The organism is Micromonospora peucetia (genome assembly GCF_900091625.1).
GTDB lineage: Bacteria > Actinomycetota > Actinomycetes > Mycobacteriales > Micromonosporaceae > Micromonospora > Micromonospora peucetia.
Genome location: NZ_FMIC01000002.1, coordinates 1368663 through 1392057, shown reverse-complemented (window position 1 = coordinate 1392057; position 23395 = coordinate 1368663). Strand labels below are relative to the sequence as shown.

The 23395-nt window shown below is 73.3% G+C and carries 22 protein-coding genes and 1 pseudogene; 12 read left to right on the top strand and 11 right to left on the bottom strand.

From position 1 onward, the window contains the following. Positions 1 to 181: 181 nt before the first annotated feature. Positions 182 to 1957: a trypsin-like serine protease gene (locus tag GA0070608_RS06530; RefSeq protein WP_141719413.1), complete on the top strand. Its 1776-nt coding sequence runs from the start codon at positions 182 to 184 to the stop codon at positions 1955 to 1957. An 82-nt stretch (positions 1958 to 2039) separates the two neighbouring features. Here the strand turns inward: GA0070608_RS06530 and GA0070608_RS06525 are convergent, their stop codons facing one another. From GA0070608_RS06525 to GA0070608_RS06515, 3 genes are all read right to left on the bottom strand, one after another. Next, a complete protein-coding gene (locus GA0070608_RS06525; protein WP_091623373.1) occupies positions 2040 to 3074 on the bottom strand; it encodes a 2-oxoacid:ferredoxin oxidoreductase subunit beta in 1035 nt (344 codons plus the stop codon). Continuing rightward, positions 3067 to 4914, bottom strand: coding sequence for a 2-oxoacid:acceptor oxidoreductase subunit alpha (locus GA0070608_RS06520; protein WP_091623370.1), 1848 nt, complete (start codon positions 4912 to 4914; stop codon positions 3067 to 3069). Before GA0070608_RS06520 ends, GA0070608_RS06525 begins: the two co-directional genes overlap by 8 nt. A gap of 322 nt (positions 4915 to 5236) precedes the next feature. Further along, positions 5237 to 6637, bottom strand: a complete 1401-nt coding sequence (locus GA0070608_RS06515) for a hypothetical protein (RefSeq protein WP_091623367.1) — start codon at positions 6635 to 6637, stop codon at positions 5237 to 5239. Positions 6638 to 6772: 135 nt separating this feature from the next. On the opposite strand from GA0070608_RS06515, the gene ndhC reads away from it, so the two are divergent. Further along, on the top strand, positions 6773 to 7150 hold the full coding sequence (ndhC, locus tag GA0070608_RS06510; RefSeq protein WP_091623363.1) for an NADH-quinone oxidoreductase subunit A: 378 nt from the start codon (positions 6773 to 6775) through the stop codon (positions 7148 to 7150). 49 nt (positions 7151 to 7199) lie between these two features. On the opposite strand, the gene folP is transcribed toward ndhC, so the two are convergent. Next, positions 7200 to 8069, bottom strand: a complete 870-nt coding sequence (gene folP, locus GA0070608_RS06505; protein WP_091623359.1) for a dihydropteroate synthase — start codon at positions 8067 to 8069, stop codon at positions 7200 to 7202. A gap of 284 nt (positions 8070 to 8353) precedes the next feature. On the opposite strand from folP, the pseudogene GA0070608_RS34130 reads away from it, so the two are divergent. The 4 genes and pseudogenes from GA0070608_RS34130 to GA0070608_RS06485 form a co-directional block, all read left to right on the top strand. Next, a pseudogene (locus tag GA0070608_RS34130) lies at positions 8354 to 8710 on the top strand (DivIVA domain-containing protein); the annotation flags it as partial. Between the two features lie 395 nt (positions 8711 to 9105). Then, entirely contained in the window at positions 9106 to 9603 is a 498-nt protein-coding gene (locus GA0070608_RS06495) for an SRPBCC family protein (protein ID WP_091623351.1), read from the top strand. Between the two features lie 50 nt (positions 9604 to 9653). Next, on the top strand, positions 9654 to 10235 hold the full coding sequence (locus tag GA0070608_RS06490) for a DNA-3-methyladenine glycosylase I (RefSeq protein ID WP_091623347.1): 582 nt from the start codon (positions 9654 to 9656) through the stop codon (positions 10233 to 10235). A gap of 13 nt (positions 10236 to 10248) precedes the next feature. Further along, positions 10249 to 10872, top strand: coding sequence for a hypothetical protein (locus GA0070608_RS06485; protein ID WP_091623344.1), 624 nt, complete (start codon positions 10249 to 10251; stop codon positions 10870 to 10872). Positions 10873 to 10949: 77 nt separating this feature from the next. On the opposite strand, the gene GA0070608_RS06480 is transcribed toward GA0070608_RS06485, so the two are convergent. Next, positions 10950 to 11741 (bottom strand): enoyl-CoA hydratase-related protein, encoded by a 792-nt coding sequence (locus GA0070608_RS06480; RefSeq protein WP_091623341.1) that lies wholly within the window; start codon positions 11739 to 11741, stop codon positions 10950 to 10952. After that, positions 11738 to 12562 carry a PaaX family transcriptional regulator gene (locus GA0070608_RS06475; RefSeq protein WP_091623336.1) on the bottom strand — a complete coding sequence of 275 codons (825 nt, stop codon included), beginning with the start codon at positions 12560 to 12562 and terminating at the stop codon, positions 11738 to 11740. Before GA0070608_RS06475 ends, GA0070608_RS06480 begins: the two co-directional genes overlap by 4 nt. 190 nt (positions 12563 to 12752) lie before the next feature. Between GA0070608_RS06475 and GA0070608_RS06470 the strand changes: the two genes are divergently transcribed. Together GA0070608_RS06470 and GA0070608_RS06465 are read left to right on the top strand one after the other, a co-directional pair. Beyond that, a complete protein-coding gene (locus GA0070608_RS06470; protein WP_007455245.1) occupies positions 12753 to 12920 on the top strand; it encodes a DUF3117 domain-containing protein in 168 nt (55 codons plus the stop codon). A 128-nt stretch (positions 12921 to 13048) separates the two neighbouring features. Then, a complete protein-coding gene (locus tag GA0070608_RS06465) occupies positions 13049 to 14515 on the top strand; it encodes a leucyl aminopeptidase family protein (RefSeq protein ID WP_091623331.1) in 1467 nt (488 codons plus the stop codon). 49 nt (positions 14516 to 14564) lie between these two features. Here GA0070608_RS06465 and GA0070608_RS06460 read toward each other — a convergent pair whose 3' ends face one another. Further along, on the bottom strand, positions 14565 to 15152 hold the full coding sequence (locus GA0070608_RS06460) for an O-methyltransferase (protein WP_091634446.1): 588 nt from the start codon (positions 15150 to 15152) through the stop codon (positions 14565 to 14567). Between the two features lie 279 nt (positions 15153 to 15431). Between GA0070608_RS06460 and GA0070608_RS06455 the strand changes: the two genes are divergently transcribed. Both GA0070608_RS06455 and GA0070608_RS06450 read left to right on the top strand, forming a co-directional pair. Then, on the top strand, positions 15432 to 16772 hold the full coding sequence (locus tag GA0070608_RS06455; RefSeq protein ID WP_091623327.1) for a S1C family serine protease: 1341 nt from the start codon (positions 15432 to 15434) through the stop codon (positions 16770 to 16772). A 73-nt stretch (positions 16773 to 16845) separates the two neighbouring features. Then, positions 16846 to 17268 (top strand): twin-arginine translocase TatA/TatE family subunit, encoded by a 423-nt coding sequence (locus tag GA0070608_RS06450; RefSeq protein ID WP_091623322.1) that lies wholly within the window; start codon positions 16846 to 16848, stop codon positions 17266 to 17268. A gap of 575 nt (positions 17269 to 17843) precedes the next feature. Here GA0070608_RS06450 and GA0070608_RS06445 read toward each other — a convergent pair. From GA0070608_RS06445 to GA0070608_RS06435, 3 genes are all read right to left on the bottom strand, one after another. Next, the gene (locus tag GA0070608_RS06445) at positions 17844 to 18992 is read right to left on the bottom strand and encodes an Mrp/NBP35 family ATP-binding protein (RefSeq protein ID WP_091623319.1); all 1149 of its coding nucleotides are present in this window, start codon (positions 18990 to 18992) and stop codon (positions 17844 to 17846) included. A 175-nt stretch (positions 18993 to 19167) separates the two neighbouring features. Next, positions 19168 to 19782, bottom strand: a complete 615-nt coding sequence (locus tag GA0070608_RS06440; RefSeq protein WP_091623316.1) for a DUF1003 domain-containing protein — start codon at positions 19780 to 19782, stop codon at positions 19168 to 19170. Continuing rightward, positions 19775 to 21061 carry a magnesium transporter MgtE N-terminal domain-containing protein gene (locus tag GA0070608_RS06435; protein ID WP_091623311.1) on the bottom strand — a complete coding sequence of 429 codons (1287 nt, stop codon included), beginning with the start codon at positions 21059 to 21061 and terminating at the stop codon, positions 19775 to 19777. The genes GA0070608_RS06440 and GA0070608_RS06435 overlap by 8 nt, the downstream gene beginning before the upstream one ends. Positions 21062 to 21094: 33 nt before the next feature. Between GA0070608_RS06435 and GA0070608_RS06430 the strand changes: the two genes are divergently transcribed. Beyond that, the gene (locus GA0070608_RS06430) at positions 21095 to 21964 is read left to right on the top strand and encodes a PhzF family phenazine biosynthesis protein (RefSeq protein WP_091623307.1); all 870 of its coding nucleotides are present in this window, start codon (positions 21095 to 21097) and stop codon (positions 21962 to 21964) included. Positions 21965 to 22100: 136 nt separating this feature from the next. Then, positions 22101 to 22565 (top strand): hypothetical protein, encoded by a 465-nt coding sequence (locus tag GA0070608_RS06425; RefSeq protein ID WP_411970813.1) that lies wholly within the window; start codon positions 22101 to 22103, stop codon positions 22563 to 22565. A 16-nt stretch (positions 22566 to 22581) separates the two neighbouring features. Here GA0070608_RS06425 and GA0070608_RS06420 read toward each other — a convergent pair whose 3' ends face one another. Continuing rightward, positions 22582 to 23313: an HAD family hydrolase gene (locus GA0070608_RS06420; RefSeq protein ID WP_091623299.1), complete on the bottom strand. Its 732-nt coding sequence runs from the start codon at positions 23311 to 23313 to the stop codon at positions 22582 to 22584. Between the last annotated feature and the right edge of the window lie 82 nt (positions 23314 to 23395).

Here is a 23395-nt window from a genome sequence, read left to right as displayed (position 1 = left end):
CGTCACTGGCTCAGGCGACGGGGGCAACATCTTTCGCGCGGGGCAATCAGGCCCGGGTGTCGATTGTCGTCTTTCCGTCCGGTCGGGCACCCAATCTGCGCAGTTCCGAGTGCCTCGTTAATCGAACGACGGGAAACCATCAGTGGCTGAAGTGGCAACATCCGCAGGAGCCAGACGGCGGTTGTCGGCCGGTGTCGTCGCGGGCCTGGCCCTCGCCGGCGTCGTGGCCGTCGCACCCGCGACCGTCGCGCAGGCCGCCCCCGCCGGGGACGGCGTCTACAACGCGGCGGGCGAGTCCGGGAAGAGGAACCTGGACAAGCTGCCGAACCTGCAAAAGGGCGAGCTGAAGCTGCCCGAGCCGGGCGCCAAGGGACGCCGGTTCCAGTCCGGCACCGGGGCGTCACCCCGCATCGTGAAGGGGGAACTCGCCAGCGCCTCGGAGTTCCCGTACATCGTCGGGATCGTCACCACCCTCAAGGTCGACGGTGAGTCCTACTGGTACTGGTGCACCGGCACGATCATCGCCGGAAACAAGGTGCTGACGGCCGCGCACTGCGTCACCGACGGGCCGGGCACCACCCGGGTCATCGCCGGTAACGATCAGATCCTCGACTCCAACGGCAACATCCTCAACAACAGCGGGTACGTCGCCGAGGTGGCCTCCACCTGGTCGCACCCGAACTGGAACCTCGAACAGCAGTACGCCGACGAGAACGCGCCGATCCGCAACGACGTTTCGGTGATCACTCTCAAGAAGAACCTGCCCGCCGAGTACACCCCGATCGCCATGGGCACCCAGGGCGACCAGGCGCCGTACACGGCCGGCACCACCGGGGTGATCGCCGGTTACGGCAAGACCTCGTCCGACGAACAGAACCCGGACAGCCGGCTGCGCAAGGCCACCGTGCCGATGCGGTCCAACGCCGACTGCAACGCTACGGGTCTCTACTTCCCGAACGAGATGATCTGTGCCGGCACTGGCGGCACCGACGCGGAGCTGGGCAGCGACACCTGCAACGGCGACTCGGGCGGCCCGCTCGTCGTCGGCGGCAAGCAGGTGGGCATCACCAGCTGGGGCTTCCGGCCGTGTGGCAAGTACGCCGGCTACTACGTGCGGCTGAACAACTACGTCACCACGGTCAAGGCGGACTTCACCCGGCCGCCGCTGGTCAACGCCGACTGGACCGGTGACGGTCACACCGACCTGATGTCCCGGGACGCTGCCGGCGACCTCTGGCTGCACTACGGCAGTGGCTTCGGCAAGGACGGGTTCGGCGGCTTCTACATGTCCCGCCCGATCAGCTCGGGCTGGGGCGGCTTCAGCCGCATCTTCCGCGTCTACAACTGGAACGGCGACAACAAGCCGTCCATCATGGCGATGCGGCCGAACGGCGAGCTGTACCGGTACGACACCGACGGCGCGGGCAACTTCGTCGGCGGGGCCAAGCTGGTCGGCACCGGTTGGCAGAACTTCACCTCGCTCATGGTGACCAACAACTGGGTCGGCAACAACCGGCCGAGCCTGCTGGTCCGCCGGTCCAACGGCGAGCTGGTCCGCTACACCAGCAACGGTGCGGGCGGCTGGGAGAACCCGAAGGGCGTCCTGATCGGCACCGGTTGGAACACCTTCAACCTGTTCCTGACGCCGGGTGCCTGGAAGGGCGACGGGCGTGAGGTGATCATCGGCCGCACCTCGGGCGGTGACCTGAAGCTGTACCAGTCCAACGGCACCGGCGGGTGGACCAACCCGAAGGGCGACCTGATCGGCAGCGGCTGGGGTGGCTTCAAGAACATCATCACCCCGGGCGACTGGGACGGCGACAACATGGTGGACATGTTGGGCGTCAACAACCTCCACCAGATGCGGATCTACACGACCAACGGCTACGGCCAGTGGCTCGACGCCAAGGGCAAGACCATCTCCACCGACTGGGACTACTTCAACCTGGTCTTCTGACCAGGCAGGTGGAACGTGCCGGGGCCCGCAACCGATCGGTTGCGGGCCCCGGTCCCTGTTCTGCCGGCGGAGGCGGCTCGGATCAGCTGATCGTCCAGGTGTCCCCGCTGGCGAGGAGACCGGCGAGCTGCTGCTCCGGCGTCTCGGTGACCGTCGCCTTCGCCTCGGCGAGCTGCGCCTGCACCACGCTGTCGTAGGACGGCCGGTCCACCGAGCGGAACACGCCGATCGGGGTGTTCCGCAGGTCCAGGCCGGGCAGCCGGGAGAGCGCGAAGGCGTACGCCGGGTCGGTGACCGTCGCGTCGTGCACGACGATCTCCCCGGCGTCGACAGCGGCGGTCTCCCGGACCTCCAGGCCGAACCCGCCGGGCGGGTGCACGACGCAGAACTGCCCGTCCCTGCCGAAGGTGATCGGCTGCCCGTGCTCCAGCCGGATCAGGAAGTCGTCGCGGGTGGTCGGCTCCTTCAACTGGTCGAACGCGCCGTCGTTGAAGATGTTGCAGTTCTGGTAGATCTCCACGAACGCCGAGCCCTGGTGCTCCGCGGCGGCTCGCAGCACCGACTGGAGGTGCTTGCGGTCCGAGTCGATGGTGCGGCCCACGAAGGTGGCCTCGGCCCCGAGGGCGAGCGACAGCGGGTTGAACGGCGCGTCGGCCGAGCCGGCCGGCGTCGACTTCGTGACTTTCCCGACCTCGGAGGTCGGAGAATACTGCCCCTTGGTCAGGCCGTAGATCCGGTTGTTGAACAGCAGGATCTTCAGGTTGACGTTGCGGCGCAGCGCGTGGATCAGGTGGTTGCCGCCGATGGAGAGCGCGTCACCGTCACCGGTGACCACCCAGACCGACAGGTCCGGCCGGGAGACCGACAGGCCGGTGGCGATCGCCGGGGCACGGCCGTGGATCGAGTGCATCCCGTAGGTGTTCATGTAGTACGGGAAGCGGGAGGAGCAGCCGATGCCGGAGACGAAGACGATCCGCTCGCGCGGGATGTTCAGCTCCGGCATGAACTGCTGGATCGCGGCGAGGATCGCGTAGTCGCCGCAGCCGGGGCACCAGCGCACCTCCTGGTCGGACTTGAAGTCCTTGGTGGTGAGCTTGAGGGCGACGGGCTCAGACATTCTTCAGGACCTCTTCCAGCGTCGTCTCCAGCTCGGCGGCGGTGAACGGCAGGCCGCGGACCTGGTTGTAGCTGATCGCGTCGACCAGGTACTTCGCCCGGATCACGTGGGCGAGCTGGCCGAGGTTCATCTCGGGAATGACCACGCGGTCGTAGGAGCGCAGCACCTCGCCGAGGTTGGCCGGCATCGGGGCGAGGTGCCGCAGGTGCGCCTGCGCGACGGCGTGGCCACGCTGGCGCAGGCCCCGGCACGCGGCGCCGATCGGCCCGTACGTGGATCCCCAGCCGAGCACCAGCACCCGGGCGTCGCCGTCCGGGTCCTCGACCTCGACGTCGGGCACCGGGATCGTCTCGATGCGGGCCGCCCGGGTACGCACCATGAAGTCGTGGTTCGCCGGGTCGTACGAGATGTCGCCGGTCTTGTCGGCCTTCTCCAGCCCGCCGATGCGGTGCTCCAGCCCGGCGGTGCCCGGGATGGCCCACGGCCGGGCCAGCGTCTCCGGGTCGCGCAGGTAGGGCAGGAACGTGGTGCCGTCGTCGCCGTTGGGCTTCGTGGCGAACTCGACCCGCAGGTCGGGCAGCGACTCGACGTCGGGCAGCAGCCACGGCTCGGAGCCGTTGGCGACGTAGTTGTCGGAGAGCAGGATGACCGGGGTGCGGTAGGTCAGCGCGATCCGGGCCGCCTCGATGGCCGCGTGGAAGCAGTCCGACGGAGACTTCGGCGCGATCACCGCGATCGGAGCCTCGCCGTGGCGGCCGTGCAGCGCCATGTTGAGGTCGGCCTGCTCGGTCTTGGTGGGCATGCCCGTGGAGGGGCCGGCCCGCTGCACGTCGACGATCACCAGGGGCAGTTCCAGTGCCACCGCGAGGGAGATCGTCTCGCTCTTGAGCGCCACGCCCGGGCCGCTGGTGGTGGTGACGCCGAGCGCCCCGCCGTACGACGCGCCCAGCGCCGCGCCGACCGCGGCGATCTCGTCCTCGGCCTGCATGGTGAGCACACCGAGGCGCTTGTGCTTGCTCAGCTCGTGCAGGATGTCCGAGGCCGGGGTGATCGGGTATGCACCCAGGAAGACCGGCAGCCCGGAACGGACGCCGGCGGCCACCAGACCGAGCGAGAGGGCCGCGTTGCCGGTGATGTTGCGGTAGGTGCCCGGCCGCATCTTCGCCGGCTTGACCTCGTAGCGGACCGCGAAGTCCTCGGTGGTCTCGCCGAAGTTCCAGCCGGCCCGGAACGCCGCGACGTTCGCCGCGACCAGCTCGGGGCGGGCGGCGAACTTGCGCTCCAGGAAGCGCAGCGTCGACTCGTACGGCCGGCTGTACATCCAGGAGAGCAGGCCGAGGGCGAACATGTTCTTGGCCCGCTCGGCGTCCTTCTTGGAGACGTCGAGCGCGGCGAGCGCGCCGACCGTCATCGACGTCAGCGCCACCGGGTGCAACACGTAGCCGGCGAGGGAGTCGTCATCGAGCGGGTTCGACTGGTAGCCGACCTTGGCCAGGTTGCGCCTGGTGAATTCGTCGGTGTTGACGATGATGTCCGCACCGCGCGGCAGGTCGGCGAGGTTCGCCTTGAGCGCCGCCGGGTTCATCGCCACCAGCACGTTCGGCGAGTCGCCGGGGGTCAGGATGTCGTAGTCGGCGAAGTGCACCTGGAAGCTCGACACGCCCGGCAGGGTGCCGGCGGGAGCCCGGATCTCCGCCGGGAAGTTCGGCAACGTGGAGATGTCGTTGCCGAGTTGCGCGGTCTCCGAGGTGAACCGGTCGCCGGTGAGCTGCATGCCGTCGCCGGAGTCACCGGCGAACCGGATGACCACCCGGTCCAGTTGACGGATCTGCTTGGTCACGCCTGCACCTCGCTTCGCTGGGCGCGGTCGCGCGGGCGGCTGAACTTGATGGTGACCTCGCCTTGCCCGGCCACGTGACCTCCTTGACGCACCGCTGTACCAGACCCGCCGAACGGGCCCGGTCCGCTGTAGTTACCTCACCTGAGAGCCTACGTCGAATCGCCGCCCCAACCTTCTCGGAGGCCGCCCTGTGGGATGCGATCCAGCGAGATTCCACCCCGATTTGAGGTGTTTCCATCCGCTCGCCGTAATCGAGATCACCGGTCGCCCCGGTCGGCGGGACGCCAGCCCGGTCCGATCGGCGTCCCGGGGCCGTCTCGGCTCACTCCGTCGATGCCGTCGACGGTCCGGCCGCCGGGGCGGTCAGCCGCCGCCGCAGTGTGGTGGTCGCGAGCGCGAGGGCGAACACCACCAGCAGCGTGGAGACCGCGATCAGGAGGAGGGCCGTCCGCCGTACCGAGCCGCCCCCGCCGCCATCGCTGACGGCCGGGGCGCCGGCGGCCAGCACGCCCTGCGAGCCGGTCGGCGCGGGTGGCGAGGCCACCGGGGTCGCCAGCGCGGCGGCTGCGGTGATCCGGAAGCTCATCCGCACCTGCCTGGTCGGGCCGCTGCGCGGGTCGAGCCAGCCGAGCACCGCGCCGGCCAGCGGGGCCTGCCGCTGGGCCTCGGGCGTCGCGGACACCGGCAGCCGCAGTTCCGCCGTCCGGCCCGCGGTGAGGGTGCCCAGCTCGCAACGCGTACGGGCGGCGTCGACCGTGGTGCAACCGGACGGGGGTGTCGGCACGGTCACCCCGGCCGGCAGGACAACCTCGATCCGGCCGTCGGCATCCACCCGGCCGGTGTTGCCCAGGCGCACGTCGAGCCCGCCCGCCACGCCGCTGATGTCGAAGGAGACCCCGTCGGCGTCCAGCCTGATCCCCGGCACCGGCGGGCCGGGCGGGAAGAGCACCGCGAACCCCTCGTTGTCGTGCGCCGGGCCGGCTCCGCCGGGGGCGGTCGCGGTGACCCGTACGGAGCCGCTGAGCGGCATCCGCTGCCAGGCGTCGCCGCTGACGCGGATCCGGAGCAGGGCGCTGAACCGGGCACCGGGTGCGCCCGCCCACTCGCCGCAGCGGTGCTCCCCGCCGCCGAGCAGGGCGCAGCCGCCAGTGCCGGCATCGGTCAGCCCGGCCGGGAGCGTGTAGGCCAGCCGGATCCGGGCGGGCGTGGCGCCGGTGTTCGTGACGGTCACCCGCAGCGTGGTCGCTGTGCTCGGTGCGTTCCAGTACGCGGCGTCCAGGGTGATGTCGTCGGTGGTGACGCTCACCCCGACCGGGGGCGCCGGTGGGGTCGGTGCGGGCGCGGAGGGCGGTGCCGACGGTGCCGGGGGCGGTGCGCCGGTGGTCGGCGCGGCCGTGGTGGACGCCGGCTGCTCCGGGGCCGTCGTCGTCGGCGCCGGCTCGGTCGTCGCGACTGGTGGCGTGGTCTCCGGCGGAGGCGCCGTGGTCGGCGGCGCCTCGGTGGGGACCGGCCCGGTGTCCGTGGGATCCGTCGTCGGGGTGTCCCCGCCCGGCTCGGCGCCCGGTTGTTCGGTCGCGGGGGCGGCGACCCGGGGGGTCGGGGTGGCGGTCGCCCATCCCGGCACCATGATGACTGTCAGCCCGATCGCGAGGCAGATCGCCAGTAGTGGCGCGGCGCGTCGGTCACGCGCCCGCCGGCCGGGCCGTACGTCCACGCGAACCATCTGTCCTCCGGCGCCGATGAATGAGCTCCAATACTCGACAACCGTTGTCTGGAGGCACTAGTCCCACCGGGAAACAAATCCGTAACGGGTTCGACCCGACCCGGGCGGCGACGGGGGGCGGTAGGCTCAGCGACCGTGACCGGTTACCTGGGCTCGTACGCGACGCTCGGGCTGCTCCTGCTCGCCAGCGTCCTCTTCTTCGTGACGGCGTTCTCGGCCAACCGGGTGTTACGTCCCGCCCGTCCGGCCGAGCCCTTCAGCAAGCGCGCCACCTACGAGTGCGGCCTCGACCCGGTCGGCGCCGACTGGGCGCAGATGCAGATCCGCTACTACGTGTACGCCTACCTCTACGTGCTGTTCGCCGTGGAGTCGGTGTTCCTCTTCCCCTGGGCGGTGGTCTTCGACCGGCCCGGGTTCGGGATGGTCACGGTCGTGGAGATGGCGGTCTTCGTCGCGGTGCTGGCGCTCGGCATCCTCTACGCCTGGCGGAAGAACATCCTGCGCTGGACCTGACCGCCCCGGGCGGCGACGGCCGCCGTGCCGCCCGCTCCCGGCGCGGCGGTCAGGCGAGGCCGCGCCGGGTCAGCGTCGGCGGGCGGTCGCCCCGGATCGAGGCGACCATGTCGAGCACCCGACGGGTGGGACGGACCTGGTGCGCGCGGAACACCCGGGCGCCCAGCCAGGCTGAGACCGCGGTGGCCGCCAGCGTCCCCTCCAGCCGCTCGGCCACCGGCAGGTCCAGCGTCTCGCCGATGAAGTCCTTGTTCGACAGGGCGACCAGCAACGGCCAGCCGGTGTCGGAAAGCTCGCCGAGCCGGCGGGTGATCTCCAACGAGTGGCGGGTGTTCTTGCCGAAGTCGTGCGCCGGGTCGATCAGGATCCCGTCGGCGCGTACGCCCAGCGCGACCGCGTGTTCGGCGAGCCCGGTCACCGTCGTGACCACGTCGGCGACCACGTCGGCGAAAGCCGCGCGGTGCGGCCTGGTCCGCGGCGCGAGGCCACCGGCGTGCGAGCAGACCAGGCCGGCGCCGGTCTGCGCCGCGACCCGGGCCAGCGCCGGGTCGGCGCCGGACCAGGTGTCGTTGAGCAGGTCGGCGCCGGCCGCCACCGCCTCCACCGCCACCTCGGCCCGCCAGGTGTCGATCGAGATCACCACATCGGGGAAGGCGGTCCGGACGGCGGCGATGGTCGCCGTCGTGCGCCGGATCTCCTCGGCCACGTCGACCACCGCGCCCGGGCCGGCCTTCACCCCACCGATGTCGATGATCTCGGCACCCTCCTCGACCGCCCGCTCCACCGCGCGCAGCGCGCTGTCCTGGGCGAAGGTCGCACCCTGGTCGAAGAACGAGTCCGGCGTACGGTTGACGATCGCCATCACCACCAGCTCGTCCGGGCCGAACGTGCGCCCACCGAGCCGAAGCGCCCCGGCCATGCCGCCTCCTGAAGGTCCGCGCCGCCGACCCGTGCCCGCCGTCGGCCGATCACGACGCTAGCCGGTCCACCCCGGTCGGGCCCCGCCGGTCCGATGCCGGCGGTCGGGCGCCCCGGGCGCTGCTCTCCCAGCCCAAGCCGTCGCGCGTGCCGGGCGCGGGACGAGTTTTCCCCGCCACATCGGCGGCGTGGGCCGGTGCGCCGGACGGAGGTCAGTCGGGGCGGATCCGGACGCGGGCGGGTGGTGGGGTCGCTCCAGCCGGTTCGACGTGCCACGATCTGTGCATGGATCAGGTTCTGCTCCTGCTTGTGGTGGCGTTGACCGTCGCGGCGGTCGTGTTCGGGGTGACTGTGCTGGTCTCCGGCCGGGATCCCGGCCTGACGCCGGCCGAGCCGGACGGGCGGGCCGTGCCGTTGCCGGCGGCCCGTCCGCTCCGCGAGTCCGACGTGGGTGAGGTCCGGTTCGACACCGCGCTGCGGGGCTATCGGATGGCCCAGGTCGACCACGCGATGCGCCGGGCGGCCTACGACATCGGCTACAAGTCCGAGCTGATCGGCGTGCTGGAGGCGGAGGTCGCCGCGCTGCGCGAGGGGCGGGCGGCGGACGCCGACGCCCTGCGCCGGTCCCGGGAGCAGGCGGCCCGGGCGGGCGCCGCCGAGCCGTCGCCGGAGGCCCGGGGGACGGTGCCGGTCGGTGCCGACCGGCCGGGCGCGCCCGGGGACGCCGACGTGGTCGTCGAGCCGGTTCCCGCGTTCGCGGGCCCGACCGTCGGCTCCGGGGCGAAAGACGCGACCCCTGCCGGCGTCGGAGCCACCGCGTGCCCCGACGACGGGGCCGTCGCCCGGAGGGACGGCGACGACGGCACGGACCGGGCCGATGGTGACGAGGGCAGGGACCGGGCCGGGGCGGGCGACGTCGCCACGGACCGGACCGATGGTGACCAGGGCACGGACCGGGCCGGGGCGGGCGACGACGGCACGACGCGGCCGGCGGGCGACGGGGCACGTCCCGATCCGGTGGTCCAGTCGGAGTCGAAGTGACCGGGCCGGGAAGCGGCGAGGACCTGCGCGACGTGGCGCACCCCGGCGCGGGCGAGGTAACCGCCACGGTGATCGTCGACGCGCCGGCGGAGCGGGTCTTCGCGGCGCTGACGGCCTGGGAGCGGCAGTCGGACTGGATCCCCTTCACCACCGTCCGAGTGGTCGAGGGCGACGGCGGTGAGGGCAGCCTGGTCGAGGCGGTCACCACGCTCGGCCCCGCCGTGCTGCGCGACGAGATGCGGGTGGTCCGGGTGGACGCGCCGTACGAGGTGGGCGTCGTGCACTGCGGGAAGCTGCTGCGCGGCCCTGGCGTGCTCCGCTGCACACCGCTGGAGCGGAACCGCACCCAGGTGGTGTGGCACGAGTGGTTCCACCTGCCGGGCGGCCCTGCCGGGCGGGTGGCCTGGCCGGTGCTCTGGCCCGGGTCGAAGTTCGGCCTGACCCAGGCGCTGAAGAAGTTCGGTCGGCTGGTGGAGCAGGGCCGGCTCCCCTGACCCGGGGCGGAGGCCACCGGCCTGTCGGGGCGGTGCCCTAGCGTGGACGCGTGAATGACCTGGTGATCGGCGCCGACGGGCTGCCACGATGCGGCTGGGGTACCAGCACCCCTGACTACGTCGCCTACCACGACACCGAGTGGGGCCGGCCCCTGCACGGCGACGACGCGCTCTACGAGCGGCTCACGCTGGAGGCGTTCCAGTCGGGGCTGTCCTGGCTGACCATCCTGCGCAAACGTCCCGCGTTCCGGCTGGCCTTCGACGAGTTCCGGATCGGGACCGTGGCCGGCTACGGCGATGCCGACATCGCCCGGCTGCTCGCCGACGCCGGCATCGTCCGCAACCGGGCCAAGATCGAGGCGGCGATCCTCAACGCCCGGGCGGCGCTGGAGCTGCCGGAAGGGCTCTCCGCGCTGCTCTGGTCCTTCGCCCCGCCACCCCGGCCGGCCCGGCCCACGTCGTTCGCGGAGGTGCCGGCGCTGACCGCCGAGTCCACCGCGTTGGCCAAGGCACTCAAGAAGCGGGGCTTCCGCTTCGTCGGCCCCACCACGGCCTACGCGTTGATGCAGGCCACCGGGATGGTCGACGACCACCTTGCGGGCTGCCACGTCGTGGCGGCGCGGGCGGCGTGATGGGATGGAAGCCATGACGACCGACACCGCGCACCGGGTGGACGGAGCGCGCCCCGCCGACGGCACGGACTCCTGGGCGGTGCTGCTGCCCACCGGGCGCTACGAGGCCGAGCGGCTGGTCCACCACGACACGCTCGAGTTGACCGGCCTGACCGACGCCCCCCGGCCCCGCCCCGGCGACCGGGTGGCCGTGCTGGTCGACGCGCCGCCACGGCTGGTGGCGCTGGGCCGGGTCGCCGCGGCCAGCGGCCAGGAGCCGGAGGACCCGGACGACCCGCAGTCCGAGCGGGCCGAGACGCCGCTGGTGGTGGCGTACACCCGGCGGGCCTTCGACGAGCCGGTGCCGGCCGACGCGCTGGCGCTCGACGGGCCGGTGACCGCGCTGGCCCCGACGGCCTTCCGGGAACTGTCCGACCGGCTCGGTCCGCCGCCGCAACGGCGTCCCTGGCTGGTCAGCCTCGACCTGCCGATCGAGGCCGGGTCGCCCGCCGAGGCGGTCCGCCTGTTCTGGGCCTACGTGCAGGAGTTGGGGCCCCGCGAGCTGCCCGCCTTCGTGTCGCCCTTCGGCGACGAGTTGGCCATGCAGGCGTTCGTGCTCGGCGCGGAGGCCAACCAGGATCCGGAGGAGGACGACTGACCCGATCGGGTCGGTGCCCCGCCGCAGGCTCGGCCCGCCGCCTGCCCGAGGCCTGCGGTGGGCCGGCCCGGTAGGCGTCAGCGACCCTCGAAGACCGCCTTCTGCTTGTTGACGAAGGCCAGGGTGCCGGCGCGGTGGTCGGCGGTGCTCCCGCAGATCGACTGCGCCTGGGCCTCGGCGGCCAGGGCGTCGGCCAGCGTGCCCGCGTCGGCGATGGAGAGCTGCCGCTTGATCGCCCCGTACGCGACGGTCGGGCCGGCGGCCAGCCGGGCGGCCAGCTCCTGGGCGGTCGGCAGCACCTGCTCGTCGTCCTCCACCAGGCGGTTGAGCAGCCCGAGCTGGCAGGCGTCCGTCGCGCGCACCGGCTCGGCCAGCATCAGCAGCTCGATCGCCTTGGCGTGGCCGACCAGCCGGGGCAGCGTCCAGGAGGCGCCGGTGTCGGCGGCGAGCCCGACCTTGGCGAACGCCATCAGGAAGCTGGTCGACGGTCCGCCGATGCGGATGTCGGCCAGAAAGGCCAGCGAGGCGCCCGCCCCGGCGGCCATCCCCCGCACCGCCGCGACGACCGGCTTGGGCAGGTTGGCCAGCCGGGCGGCGATCGGGTTGTAGTGCGCCCGGACGGTGTCCAACGGGTTGCCGTCGGTGGACTCCAGGGTCTGCACGTGCTCCCGCAGGTCCTGGCCGGCGCTGAACGACCGGCCCGCGCCCGCGAGCACCACCGCGCGGCAGGACCGGTCGGTCTCCAGCTCGGCCAGCGTGTCCCGCAGCGCCTCCTTGAGTGCCACGTCGAGCGCGTTCATCGCCGTGGGGCGGTTCAGCGTCAGGGTGACGACGGCGTCGGTGCGGTCGACGAGCAGAGGCTCGGTCACTTCTCACGACCCTTCTGTCGGGCGATGCGGTTGCCAACGTCGAGGCACTGCTCGACGTACCTGTCGGCGGCCGGCCGCAGCCGGGCCGCGTGCCGGTCGAAGAAACTGGCGGCGGCGGTGCCGGGCCAGCGTTCGGGCAGCAGTGCCGGGGGCAGCTGCGGGTCCCGGAACAGGAAGGTACGCCACGCGTGCACTAGCCGGAACCGGGCCGCGTACGCCTCCTCGTCGGGGCTGCGCACGGTGACCCCGGCCAGCAGCGGTCGCTGCTCGGCGACGAACTGCTCGTACGCCTGACCGATCTCCGTCAGGTCCCAGGCCCGGCGGACCACGCCCATCGCGCCGGGGGTGCCGGCGGTGTGCGCGGAGGTGAACCGCTCGTAGCGCACGCCCGCCTCGTCGAGCAGCACGTCCACGTCCTCACCCGGTCGGGTGGCCACCCAGGTGCTCTCGTCCAGGGCGCCGTAGCCGAGGAAGGTCAGGTTGGCGGCGAGCCGCTGCCGGTCCCGCCGGGACAGGGGGACTTCCAGCGACAGCAGGTCGAACCGTCCGTCCCAGGTGATCCGGCCGGTCCGGTAGATCCGGGCCGCCGCCTCGTCCAGCCGGCGGGCGGCTTTCGGTGTGATCGAATATCCCGGCCCGGAGGCGAGCCGGCACGGGTCGAGCCACCCCTGGCGGACCATTCGGGAGACCGCCGTGCGCACCGCGGGCGGGGCGATCCCGAGCGGCGCCAGCAGCCTGACCAGGGCGGCAACGGGTGCCCGGCCGCCCCTCGCCCGGAGGTGGTCGCCGTACAGGTCGAAGAGTGCCGACCGTGCCTGCATGACCGCACATTGTGACAGGCCTTCTCAGGATAAGCTAGATGCTGTTACATCAATGCTGCTTCGGTTTGGGTCCGGCGGTGTTCATCAGGGAAAATCGTTGGTCGACACCCCCGCGTAGGTTGCGGGTGGTCAAGACGAAGTGGCTGTGGGGCAACCCACCGACCCTGGTGTAGGTCTGAGGGGAGACAACATGGCGGCGATGAAGCCGCGGACGGGCGACGGTCCGCTGGAAGTCACCAAGGAGGGCCGGGGCATCGTCATGCGCGTCCCGCTGGAGGGCGGTGGCCGGCTCGTCGTCGAGATGACTCCCGACGAGGCCAACGCGCTCGGTGACGCACTGAAGGCAGCCGCCGGCTGACCGAGAAGTGGCCCGCGCGCCCGCGTGGGCCTTTCGTCAACCCCTGAGCCACCGGCACCGCCGGTGGCTCAGGGTCTTCATTCCCCGCGGAGCCACCCTCCGCGCGCTTCCTGGAGGTACGGCTCCGCGTGCTCGCCATCCGTCTGCTCGCCGAGCCGGACCGGCTCGACACCCTCGTTCTGCCCGTTTGGCCCGGTCCGGGCGACGACGACCCGGCCCGACCGGCCCCGACCGCGGCGACGCTGCCCGACGGCGTGGTCGAGGAGGCTGCCGCCCTGGTGCCGGCGGCCCGGCTGACCGGACGCCCCGGTGAGGTCCAGGCACAGCTGCGGCCCGGACGCGATCCCGGCCGGCTGCTGCTGCTCGGCGTCGGCGAGGGCGACGAGGCGGGCTGGCGGACGGCCGGCGCGGCCCTGGCCCGGGCCGGGAAGGATGAGACACACATCACGTTGGCCATGCCGGCGGAGGTCACCCCGGCGGCCGTACGCGGACTGGTCGAGGGGTTGCTGCTGGCCTCGTACCGGTTCCGGCTGACCGACGCCGGCAGCACTCCCGCCCTGGCCGGGGTCGACGTGGTGGTGGCCGACCCGGACGCGTACACCGCAGTGGTGGAGTTGGCCCGGACGACGGCCCGGATGACCCGGTTCGCCCGAGATCTCACCAACACCCCCTCGTCGACCAAGAACCCGGAGTGGTTCGCCGACCAGGTCGCCACCCTCGCCGCCGACGTGCCGGACCTGCACCTGCGGGTACGCGGCCCGGACGAGCTGGCGGCCGAGGGATTCGGCGGCATCCTCGCCGTCGGAGGCGGCTCGGCCAGCGGCCCGCGCCTGGTCGAGCTGGACTGGCGGCCGGCCGACGCGCGCATCCACGTGGTGCTGGTCGGCAAGGGGATCACGTTCGACACCGGCGGTATCTCGATCAAGCCGGTGGCGTCGATGAAGCTGATGCGCAAGGACATGGCCGGCGCGGCGGCGGTGGTCGCGGCGACCCTCGGCGCGGCGGCCCTGCGCCTGCCGGTCCGGGTCACCACGCTCGCTCCGCTGGCCGAGAACATGCTCAGCGGCTCGGCGTTCCGCCCCGGCGACATCATCCGCCACTACGGCGGCACGACCAGCGAGACCACCAACTCCGACGCCGAGGGGCGGCTCGTCCTGGCCGACGCGCTCGGGTACGCCGTCGCCGAGCTCAAGCCCGACCTGCTGGTCGACCTCGCCACGCTCACCGGGGCGAACGCGGTCGCACTGGGCAAGCGCATGGGTGCCCTCTACAGCGACAACGAGGGGCTCGCCGCGGACGTGCTGGCCGCGATCTCCGCCGCCGGCGAGGCCGCCTGGCGGATGCCGCTGCCCGCCGACTACGCCGAGCACCTCGGCAGCGAGCTGGCCGACCTGCACAGCTCCCCGGACCGGGGCGCCGGTTCCGTGATGGCCGCGCTCTACCTGCGGGAGTTCACCGGCGGGCTGCGCGACCGGTGGCTGCACGTGGACATGTCCGCGCCGTCCTGGGCCGACGGCGACGACGCCGAGCTGACCCGGGGCGCGACCGGCTGGGGCGTACGCTCGCTGCTGCGCTGGCTGGGCTCGCTGGGTTGACCGCCGGGCGGCGCCCGCACCCGGCGGGCGCCCGGTCAGCGGCGGTAGGTCAGCACTTGACGGCGGCGAGCAGCCCGTGGCCGACCGGCAGCAGCGCCGGGATCCAGTGTTCCGACTCCCGGATCGTCTTCAGCGCCTCGCGGACGGTCACCGTCTCGACGTCCCGGGCGGCGGGGTCGCCGATCCGGCCGCCGGCCAGCGTGCCGTTGAGCGCGACCACGCCGCCCGGCCGCAGCAGCCGCAGCGCGGCGTCCACGCAGGCGGCGAACCCGGTCGCCTCCGCGTCCACGAAGACCAGGTCGTACGCGCCGTCGGTGAGCCGGGGGAGCACGTCCAGCGCCCGACCGGTGATGATCCGGGTCCGACCTGCGGCGACGCCCGCCTCGGTGAAGATCCGCCGGGCGATCCGTTGGTGCTCGACCTCGACGTCGATGGTGGTGAGTACGCCGTCGGCGCGCATGCCGCGCAGCAGCCAGACGCCGCTGACTCCGGTGCCGGTGCCGATCTCCACCACCGCCCGGGCGCTGCCGGCGGCGGCGAGCAGCCGCAGGGCCGCGCCGGCGCCGGGGGTCACCGCCTCGAGGCCGACCTCGTGGGCCAGACTGCGGGCGGTGCGTAGGACGAGATCCTCGGTCACGTACGACTCGGCGAAGTGCAGGGTCTGGGCCGTCGAAGTGCCGGAACCGGCGACCGTGGCGATGGGACACCTCCGGGCGGCGTGCGTGGTGCGGGGGCGGGTGGGCACTGTGAGCCTAGAGGCGACGTCGTACGGGCGCAGCCGCGCGTCCGCCACCCGACGATCACGGCCGGCAACAGGTGACTCCAGCCGTGGCATCCGTGTAATCCTGGAAGCGGTGTTCCGGCGAGCGCGACCGGGCGACCCTGTCGCCGGGTCGGTGGAGCGCGGGATCCGGGGATGGACTGGGAGGGCACCGACGTGACCGACGGCTGGGACTGGCGCCAGCCCGGGGGAGCTCCGGCACCGGCGCGACCGCCGGGGCCCGGGTATCCGCCGGTGGGGTCGCCGCCGACGCCTTCGGGCGCCGGGGGCGGCACGACTTCGCCCTGGTGGTCGGACGCGCTGGCCGACCCGTGGCGCGACCCGAGCGCGCCGGCCGCCGTGCTGCTGCCGGCCGCGCCGAGCCCCGGAAACGAGCCGGAGCCGGTCAGCGACCCGGACGCCCCGGGCCGGCCCACGCTGCGGCAACTGCTGCTCATCCCGTTGATCACCGCGTTGCTCGCGGGCAGCCTGGGCGGCGCGCTCGGGTACGCCTTCGCGGTGCGCGGCGGCGCCGCCGGCACGGTGCTCGGCGCGGATCCGCAGGCACCCGGTCTGGCCCAGCGCCGGCCCGAGTCGCTCGCCGGGGTCGCCGAGCGGGTGCTGCCCAGCGTGGTGACCGTCCGGGTGGCGAGCCTCGGCGGCACGAGCGAGGGCTCCGGCTTCATCGCCAGCGCCGACGGGCACGTGATCACCAACGACCACGTGCTGGCCGGGGCGACCGGCAAGGCGTCGGTGATCTTCAACGACGGCAGTTCGGCCCCGGCGACCGTCATCGGGCAGGACCCGGAATCCGACATCGCCGTGATCAAGGTCTCTCGGACGGGCCTGCGGCCGGTCGAGTTCGGCGACTCCGACGCGCTGGCCGTGGGCGACCCGGTGCTCGCCATGGGCTCGCCGCTGTCGCTCGCCAACACGGTCACAGCCGGCATCGTCAGCGCACTGGACCGGACGATGCGGGCCGGCGAGCCGGGTGGCCCCACGCGCTACTACGCGGCGATCCAGACCGACGCGGCGGTCAACCACGGCAACTCGGGCGGCCCGCTGGTCGACGGGGCGGGCCGGGTGATCGGGGTCAACTCGACCATCAAGTCGCTGGTGGCGGAGGGGCAGGAGGCGGGCAACATCGGCCTCGCCTTCGCCATCCCGATCAACCAGGCCAAGCGGATCACCCAGGACATCATCGGCACCGGCAAGGCCCGCCGCACGGTGATCGGCGCCCAGGTCGGCGGGTCCGCCGCGGGCACCGGAGGAGCCGGCGTACGACTGGCGGCCGTGGAGCCGTCCGGGCCGGCGGCCGGCGCGGGACTGAAGGCCGGTGACGTGATCCTGAAGCTCAACGGGCGGCCGATGACCGAACCGACCGACCTGATCGCCCTGGTCCGCAAGTTCGCCCCCGGCGCGGTGGTGACCGTGGAGTATCGCCGGGGCGCGGACCGGCAGAACGCCTCCGTGACTCTGGCCGCAGACGCCAAGTAGGGGCCGGTCACCCCCTCCCCGGTGGCGTCCGACGTGCGTAGTCTTGCTGCTGACGCCGAAGGAGGCCCGTGCAGTGTTCGAGAACCTGAACTGGTGGGAGATCGGTGCGCTGCTGCTCGTGGCGCTGCTGATCTTCGGTGACCGGCTGCCCGCGGTGATCAGCGACGGCCTGCGCATGGTGCGCAACCTGCGCACGATGGCCAACAACGCCACCACCGACCTCAGTCGCGAGCTGGGCACCGACATCCAGCTGGAGGACCTGCACCCGAAGGCGTTCATCCGCAAGCACCTGCTCAGCGAGGAGGACGAGCAGGCGATCCGGAAGCCGTTGCAGGGCGTCTACGACAACCTGCGGGCGGACGTCACCGGCGTGCACAACGAGCTGAAGGACGTCGCCTCCGCCGCCGACCTGCGGGCGGGCGGCAGCCGCCCGGCCACCGCCACCGGCAGCGCCCCGGCCCCCGCCCCCCGGGCCAGCTACGACGACGCGACCTGACCCCGCCCGCCGCGCCCTAACCCCCGCCGCGCCCTAACCCCCGCCGCGCCCTAACCCCCGCCGGCTGCGCGGCTGCGCCCGCTCGGCTGCGCGGCTGCGCCCGCTCGGCTGCGCGGCTGCGCCCGCTCGGCTGCGCGGCTGCGCCCGCTCGGCTGCGCCCGCTCGGCTGCGCCCGCTCGGCTGCGCCCGCTCGGCTGCGCCCGCTCGGCTGCGCCCGCTCGGCTGCGCCCGCCCGGCTGCGCCCGCTCGGCTGCGCCCGCCCGGCTGCGCCCGCTCGGCTGCGCCCGCCCGGCTGCGCCCGCTCGGCTGCGCCCGCCCGGCTGCGCCCTGACCCGCCCGCCCGGCTGCGCCCTGCCCCCGCCCGACTGCGGCTCGATCACTACCATGATCAGTTGATGGGCAGCCGGAGCGTGGGGATGGATCCGGCCGGTTTTCCATCAGACGATCATGGTCGGGCAGAGCTTGTGCGCGAGACCGGCTGCCCCCGACGCCCTCCTGCGATTGAGCTTCGTCGCTTCGAGCCGGTGGCGACAGCGCCGGCCGCCGGCCGCCGGCCGCCGGCGACCGGCGTACGGTCAGCGGCCGGCGGGCTTGAGGCCCAGCGGCTTGCCGAGCAGCGACTCCCGCCGCAAAGCGAGCCGGTCGGCGATCTGGCCCAGTGCCCTCGCGGCCGGCGACTCCGGCGCGGCCAGCACGATCGGGGTGCCGTCGTCGCCGGCCTCGCGGACCCGGGTGTCGAGCGGGATCTGCCCGAGCAGCGGCACCTGCGCGCCGATGGTCTGTGTCAGCGACTCGGCGACCGTCTGGCCGCCGCCCGCGCCGAAGACCTCCATCCGGGAGCCGTCCGGCAGCTCCAGCCAGGACATGTTCTCGATGACGCCGACCACGCGCTGGTGGGTCTGCAACGCGATCGCGCCGGCCCGCTCCGCCACCTCGGCGGCGGCGGCCTGCGGGGTCGTGACGATCAGGATCTCGGAGTTGGGCAGCAGTTGGGCCAGGGAGATGGCCACGTCGCCGGTGCCCGGGGGCAGGTCGAGCAGGAGCACGTCCAGCTCACCCCAGTAGACGTCGGCGAGGAACTGCTGCAACGCCCGGTGCAGCATCGGACCGCGCCACACCACGGCGGCGTTGCCGGCGGTGAACATGCCGATCGAGATGACCTTCACGCCGTGCGACTGCGGCGGCATGATCATGTCCTCGACGCGGGTCGGGCGGCCGTCCGCGCCGAGCATCCGGGGCACCGAGTGGCCGTAGATGTCCGCGTCGACCACGCCGACGGAGAGCCCGCGGGCGGCCAGGGCGGCGGCCAGGTTGACCGTCACGCTGGACTTGCCGACGCCGCCCTTGCCGCTGGCGACCGCGTACACGCGGGTGCGGGAGCCCGGCTGGGCGAACGGGATGACCGGCTCCTGGGAGGCGCCGCCGCCACGTAGCTTCGACTGGAGCTCCTGGCGCTGCTCAGGGCTCATCACGCCGAACTCGATCTCCACGCCGGTGACCCCGGGCACCGTGCCGACGGCGGCCGTGATGTCCGAGCGCAGCTTGTCCTTCAGCGGGCAGCCGGCGACGGTGAGCAGCAGTTCGACCCGTACGACTCCGTCGTCGCCGATCTCGGCGGAGCGGACCATGCCCAGCTCGGTGATGGGCCGGCGGATCTCCGGGTCGTTGACGGTGGCCAGCGCGGCCTGGATCGCGTCGGAGACGGTGCTGACGGGTGCTGACATGCCCGCAATGCTACGTCGGGGCCGATGCCCCGCCGCCGCCAGCGGGGGCCGGTGTGAGCGATTCGATGGCGACGGCTGGGTGGCCGAAATGCGGGGCGAAGTGGGAGGTTCCAGGCGAACGCCGCTCGCCCGGCTCCGTGGGGCGGACGGCGCTCAGCTCAGCCCTTCCGGCCGCTCAGCTCTCCGGCTCCCGGCCCCCCGGCCGGCCGTCGTGGGCCCAGTCGCCGTCCAGGTCGTCGCGGGGTTCCTCCAGCCCTTCCCCGTGCTGCGCGACCTTCCCCTGCTGCCGCCGCTCCAGGCGCTGGCGGCGCCGGCCCGCCTCGTCCAGCTCCTCGGCCAGCCGGGCCAGCTCGGAGCGGAGGAAGTCCCGGGTCGCCACCTCGCCCATCGCGTTGCGCAGCGCGGCGATCTCCCGGGCCAGGTACTCGGTGTCGGCCTTCTGCATGGTCGCCCGCCGGCGGTCCTCCTCCTGGGTGACCCGGTCCCGGTCGGCCTGCCGGTTCTGCGCCAGCAGGATCAGCGGGGCCGCGTAGCTGGCCTGGAGGGACAGCACCAGGGTCAGGAACGTGAAGGTGTACGGGTCGAAGCGCAGGTCCGCCGGGGCCAGGGTGTTCCAGCCGAACCACAGCGCGATCACGATCGTCATGTAGACGATGAAGTTCGCGGTGCCCATCCCCCGGGCGATCCCCTCGGACCACCGGCCGAAGGCCTCCGGGTCGAACCGGGGCAGCTTGACGCCCCGGGGCTCGCGCGGCTGGTCGAGCCGCTGCGCCCGTCGCTGCTCAGCCATCCGCGCCGTCCAGCGTCGGCGCGGCGGTGGGCGGGCGCGCGGCTGCGTCCCGGTCCCGCCAGTCCCGGGGCAGGAGGTGGTCCAGCACGTCGTCGACCGTGACCGCGCCGACCAGCCGGTTGTTGCGGTCGATCACCGGCATGGACACCAGGTCGTACGTGGCCATCCGGCGGGTGATCTCCGGCAGCGGGGTGGTCGGCCGCAGCGGGTCGATGTCGTTGACCACCACGCCGCCGAGCAGGTCGGCCGGCGGCTCGCGGAGCAGCCGCTGGAAGTGCACCATGCCCAGGTAGCGGCCGGTCGGCGTGGTCATCGGCGCCCGGGACACGAACACCTGCGCGGCGATCGCGGGCGAGAGCTGCGGTTCCCGGATCCGGGCCAGGGCTTCGGCGACGGTGGCGTCCGGCGGCAGGATCACCGGCTCGGAGGTCATCACGCTGCCAGCCGTTCCCGGCGTGTACTTGAGCAGCTGACGCACCGGATCGGCCTCGTCCGGCTGCATCAGGTCGAGCAGCACGTCCTGCTCGGGCGGCGGCAGCTCACTGAGCAGGTCGGCGGCGTCGTCCGGGTCCATCTCCTCCAGCACCTCGGCGGCCCGCTGCCGGTCCAGCGCGGCCAGGATCTCCACCTGGTCGCGCTCCGGCAGCTCGCTCAGCACATCCGCCAGGCGCTCGTCGTCCAGCGCTGCGGCGACCTCGTTGCGCCGGGCGTCGGGGAGGTCCTGGAGGGCGTTGGCGAGGTCGGCGGGGCGCATGTCCTCCAGCACCGCGAGCAGGTTGGCCGTGCCCCGGCTGTCGGCGATGCCGCTGAGCCCGCGTACCCGTTCCCACTCGACCTGGTGCAGGTGGCCCCGGCGGGTCAGCCGGCCGGTCTGCTCGCGTACGGCGACCCGGGCCAGCGACCACTCGCCGCCCCGGCTGCACTCCATCGCCACGTCGACCACGGACCCTGGCTGCCCGACGGGCTCGACCTGCACCCGCCGGTCCAGCAGTTCCTGGAGCACGAGCAGTTCGTTCGGGCGCTTCTCGAAGCGCCGCAGGTTGAGCGTGCCGCTGCCGAGCACGACCGCGTCGGAGTCGATGGAGGTGATCCGGTTCAGCGAGAGGAAGATGCGCCGCCGCATCGGCATCTCGGCGACCAGGCCGACCACCTCGGGCGGGCGTTGCGTCGGCCGCAGCCGGGCCACCGCGTCGCGGACCCGGCCCACCTGGTCACCGTTGGGATCGAAGACGGCGACTCCGGCGAGCCGGGCGAGGTAGACCCGGGTCGGCGTGCTCACGGGCACCAGCCTAAGCGCCTAGTGTCTAGCAACATGTCGACCTTGTCCTACGAGATCGTGGACGTCTTCACCGATCGCCCGTTCGCCGGCAATCCGCTGGCGGTGGTGTTCGGCGCCGAAGGGCTGGCCACCGAGCAGATGCAGGCGCTCGCGCTGGAGTTCAACCTCTCCGAGACGGTTTTCGTGCTCCCGCCCACCCAGGTCGGTGCCACCTATCGGGCCCGGATCTTCACCCCGGCCGAGGAGTTGCCCTTCGCCGGGCACCCGAGCGTCGGCGCGGCGGTGACCGCCAGCCGTCGCGGCATGTTCGGTGTGGGGCAGGTCACCCAGGAGTGCGGGGCGGGCGTGCTGCCCATCGAGGTCACCCCCACCGGGGCGACGCTGACGGGCGGCGTGGCCACCCTCGGCCCCGAGCTGGACCCGGAGCCGCTGCTGGAGATGGCCGGGCTCGCCGCGGACGACCACGTCGGCCCGGCCCCCCGGGTGGCCGGTTGCGGGCTGGAGTTCCCCTACCTTCCGGTCCGTCCGGACGCGGTGGCCCGCGCCCGGGTGAACGCGGCGGCGGCAGCACGGTACGGAGTGGAGCACGTCAGCGTCTTCTCCTGGAACGCCGTCGCTCAAACCGCACATGCCCGGGTCTTCGTCCCCGGGCTCGGCGTGCCGGAGGACCCGGCCACCGGCTCGGCCGCCCTGGGCCTCGGGGTGTGGCTGGTCGCCAGCGGCCTGCTGCCCGCCGACGGGCGCGCGGAGTACACCGTCCACCAGGGCGTCGAGATCAACCGTCCGTCCCTGCTGGCCTGCACGGTGACCGCAGCCGGCGGTCAGGCGGTGGGCGCCACCGTGGCCGGCCAGGTGATGCCGGTGGCCCGGGGCGAGATCGCCGTTCCCCCGTTCGTCGGCTGACGACGAGGGCCTGGACGTCTCCGTGGCAGATCTCGGCGTTCCGGTGGCGGGTGGCGCTGACGGGAGGCACGCGGTGCGGGAGAATACGAGGGTGACCGACGTGGAGCGGACCAGCACGCCCCTGGTCGACGAGGCGATGAAGAAGGCCGCCGTGGCCTGGGTGAGCGTGCCCGGTGGGCCGGCGCTCGCGTTGTGGTGCGCACCTCTGGAGGGGGCGCTCTTCGTGGTCAGCGGCCCGGGGGAACAGTCCGCGCCGGGGCTGGCCGACGCGACCGAGGCGCAGGTCACGCTCCGCGGTGACCATGGCGGGCGGATCGTCACCTGGCCGGCCCGGGTGAGCCGCCTGGCGCCGGGCACCGAGCACTGGGAGACCGCCGCGCCGCTGGTGGCCGCGAAGCGGCTGAACGCGTCCGGATCCACCGCCGAACTGGTGGAGCGCTGGGCGGCCGAGGGCTGTGCGGTGAACCGGCTGACCCCGGCCGGCGAGCCGGTCGCCGGTGCCGGGCTGCCCGCCGACTCGCTGGCCGAGGTGCCCCGCGAGACGCCGGCGGTGCGAGTGACCCGCAAACCGTTCCGCCTGCACCGGGTCCGCCGCCGCTGAGGCGGGCGGGCCGAGGTCAGCAGGAGCCGCAGGCGGCCGGCAGCGGGGGGCCCGGCGGCACGGTCGTGGCCCGCACCAGGTCGACCACCTCGTCGAGCGAGTGCAGCGCAGGCCCGATCCAGGCGGCGTCGGCGTTGAACACCATGTGGCCGGCCAGGTCCGGTGCGGCCAGCCGTACGGCTGTCATCCCGGCCCGCTCCGCCCCGGTCAGCTCCTGGCTGCCGCCGTCGCCGACATAGAGGCAGTCGGCCGGTGCCAGGCTGAGCCGCCGGCAGGCCGCCTGGTAGAGCGCCGGGTCCGGCTTGCAGCGTCCCACCTGTACGGAGAAGACCCGCACGTCGAGCAGCGGGGCGATCGGCAACTGCGGCAGGAACGCCGGCAGCTCGTGTGTGCAGTCGCTGATCACCCCGGTCCGTAGGCCGAGCCGGCGCAGCGCGGCCAGCGTGGGCACCGCCTCGTCCCGCAGCCGGGTGTCGGCGCGGATGGCCCGGTGGCGGGAGGCGACCGCCGAGCGGACCGCGTCGTCCGAGGGGTGCACGCCCGCCTGCTCGCAGACCCAGCGCAGGGTCGCCTCGGCGTTGCCGAGCCGCCCGCAGGCCCGCTCGTAGTAGGTGCGGTCGAGCACCTCGACGAGCGCGCGCGGCGGGCATCCGAGCAACTCGGCGGTCGACCGGTGGGCCGCACCCCGCTGGACGGAACGGGTCAGCGTGCCGAAGAAGTCGAACAGGACCGCCTGGTACGTGGGCATGGGGGAGCGCCTCCGGGCGGTAGGGGAATCGCCGGCGCGGACGGCATGATCGTAACGGAGCGTTGACGGTAGGTGATGCCCC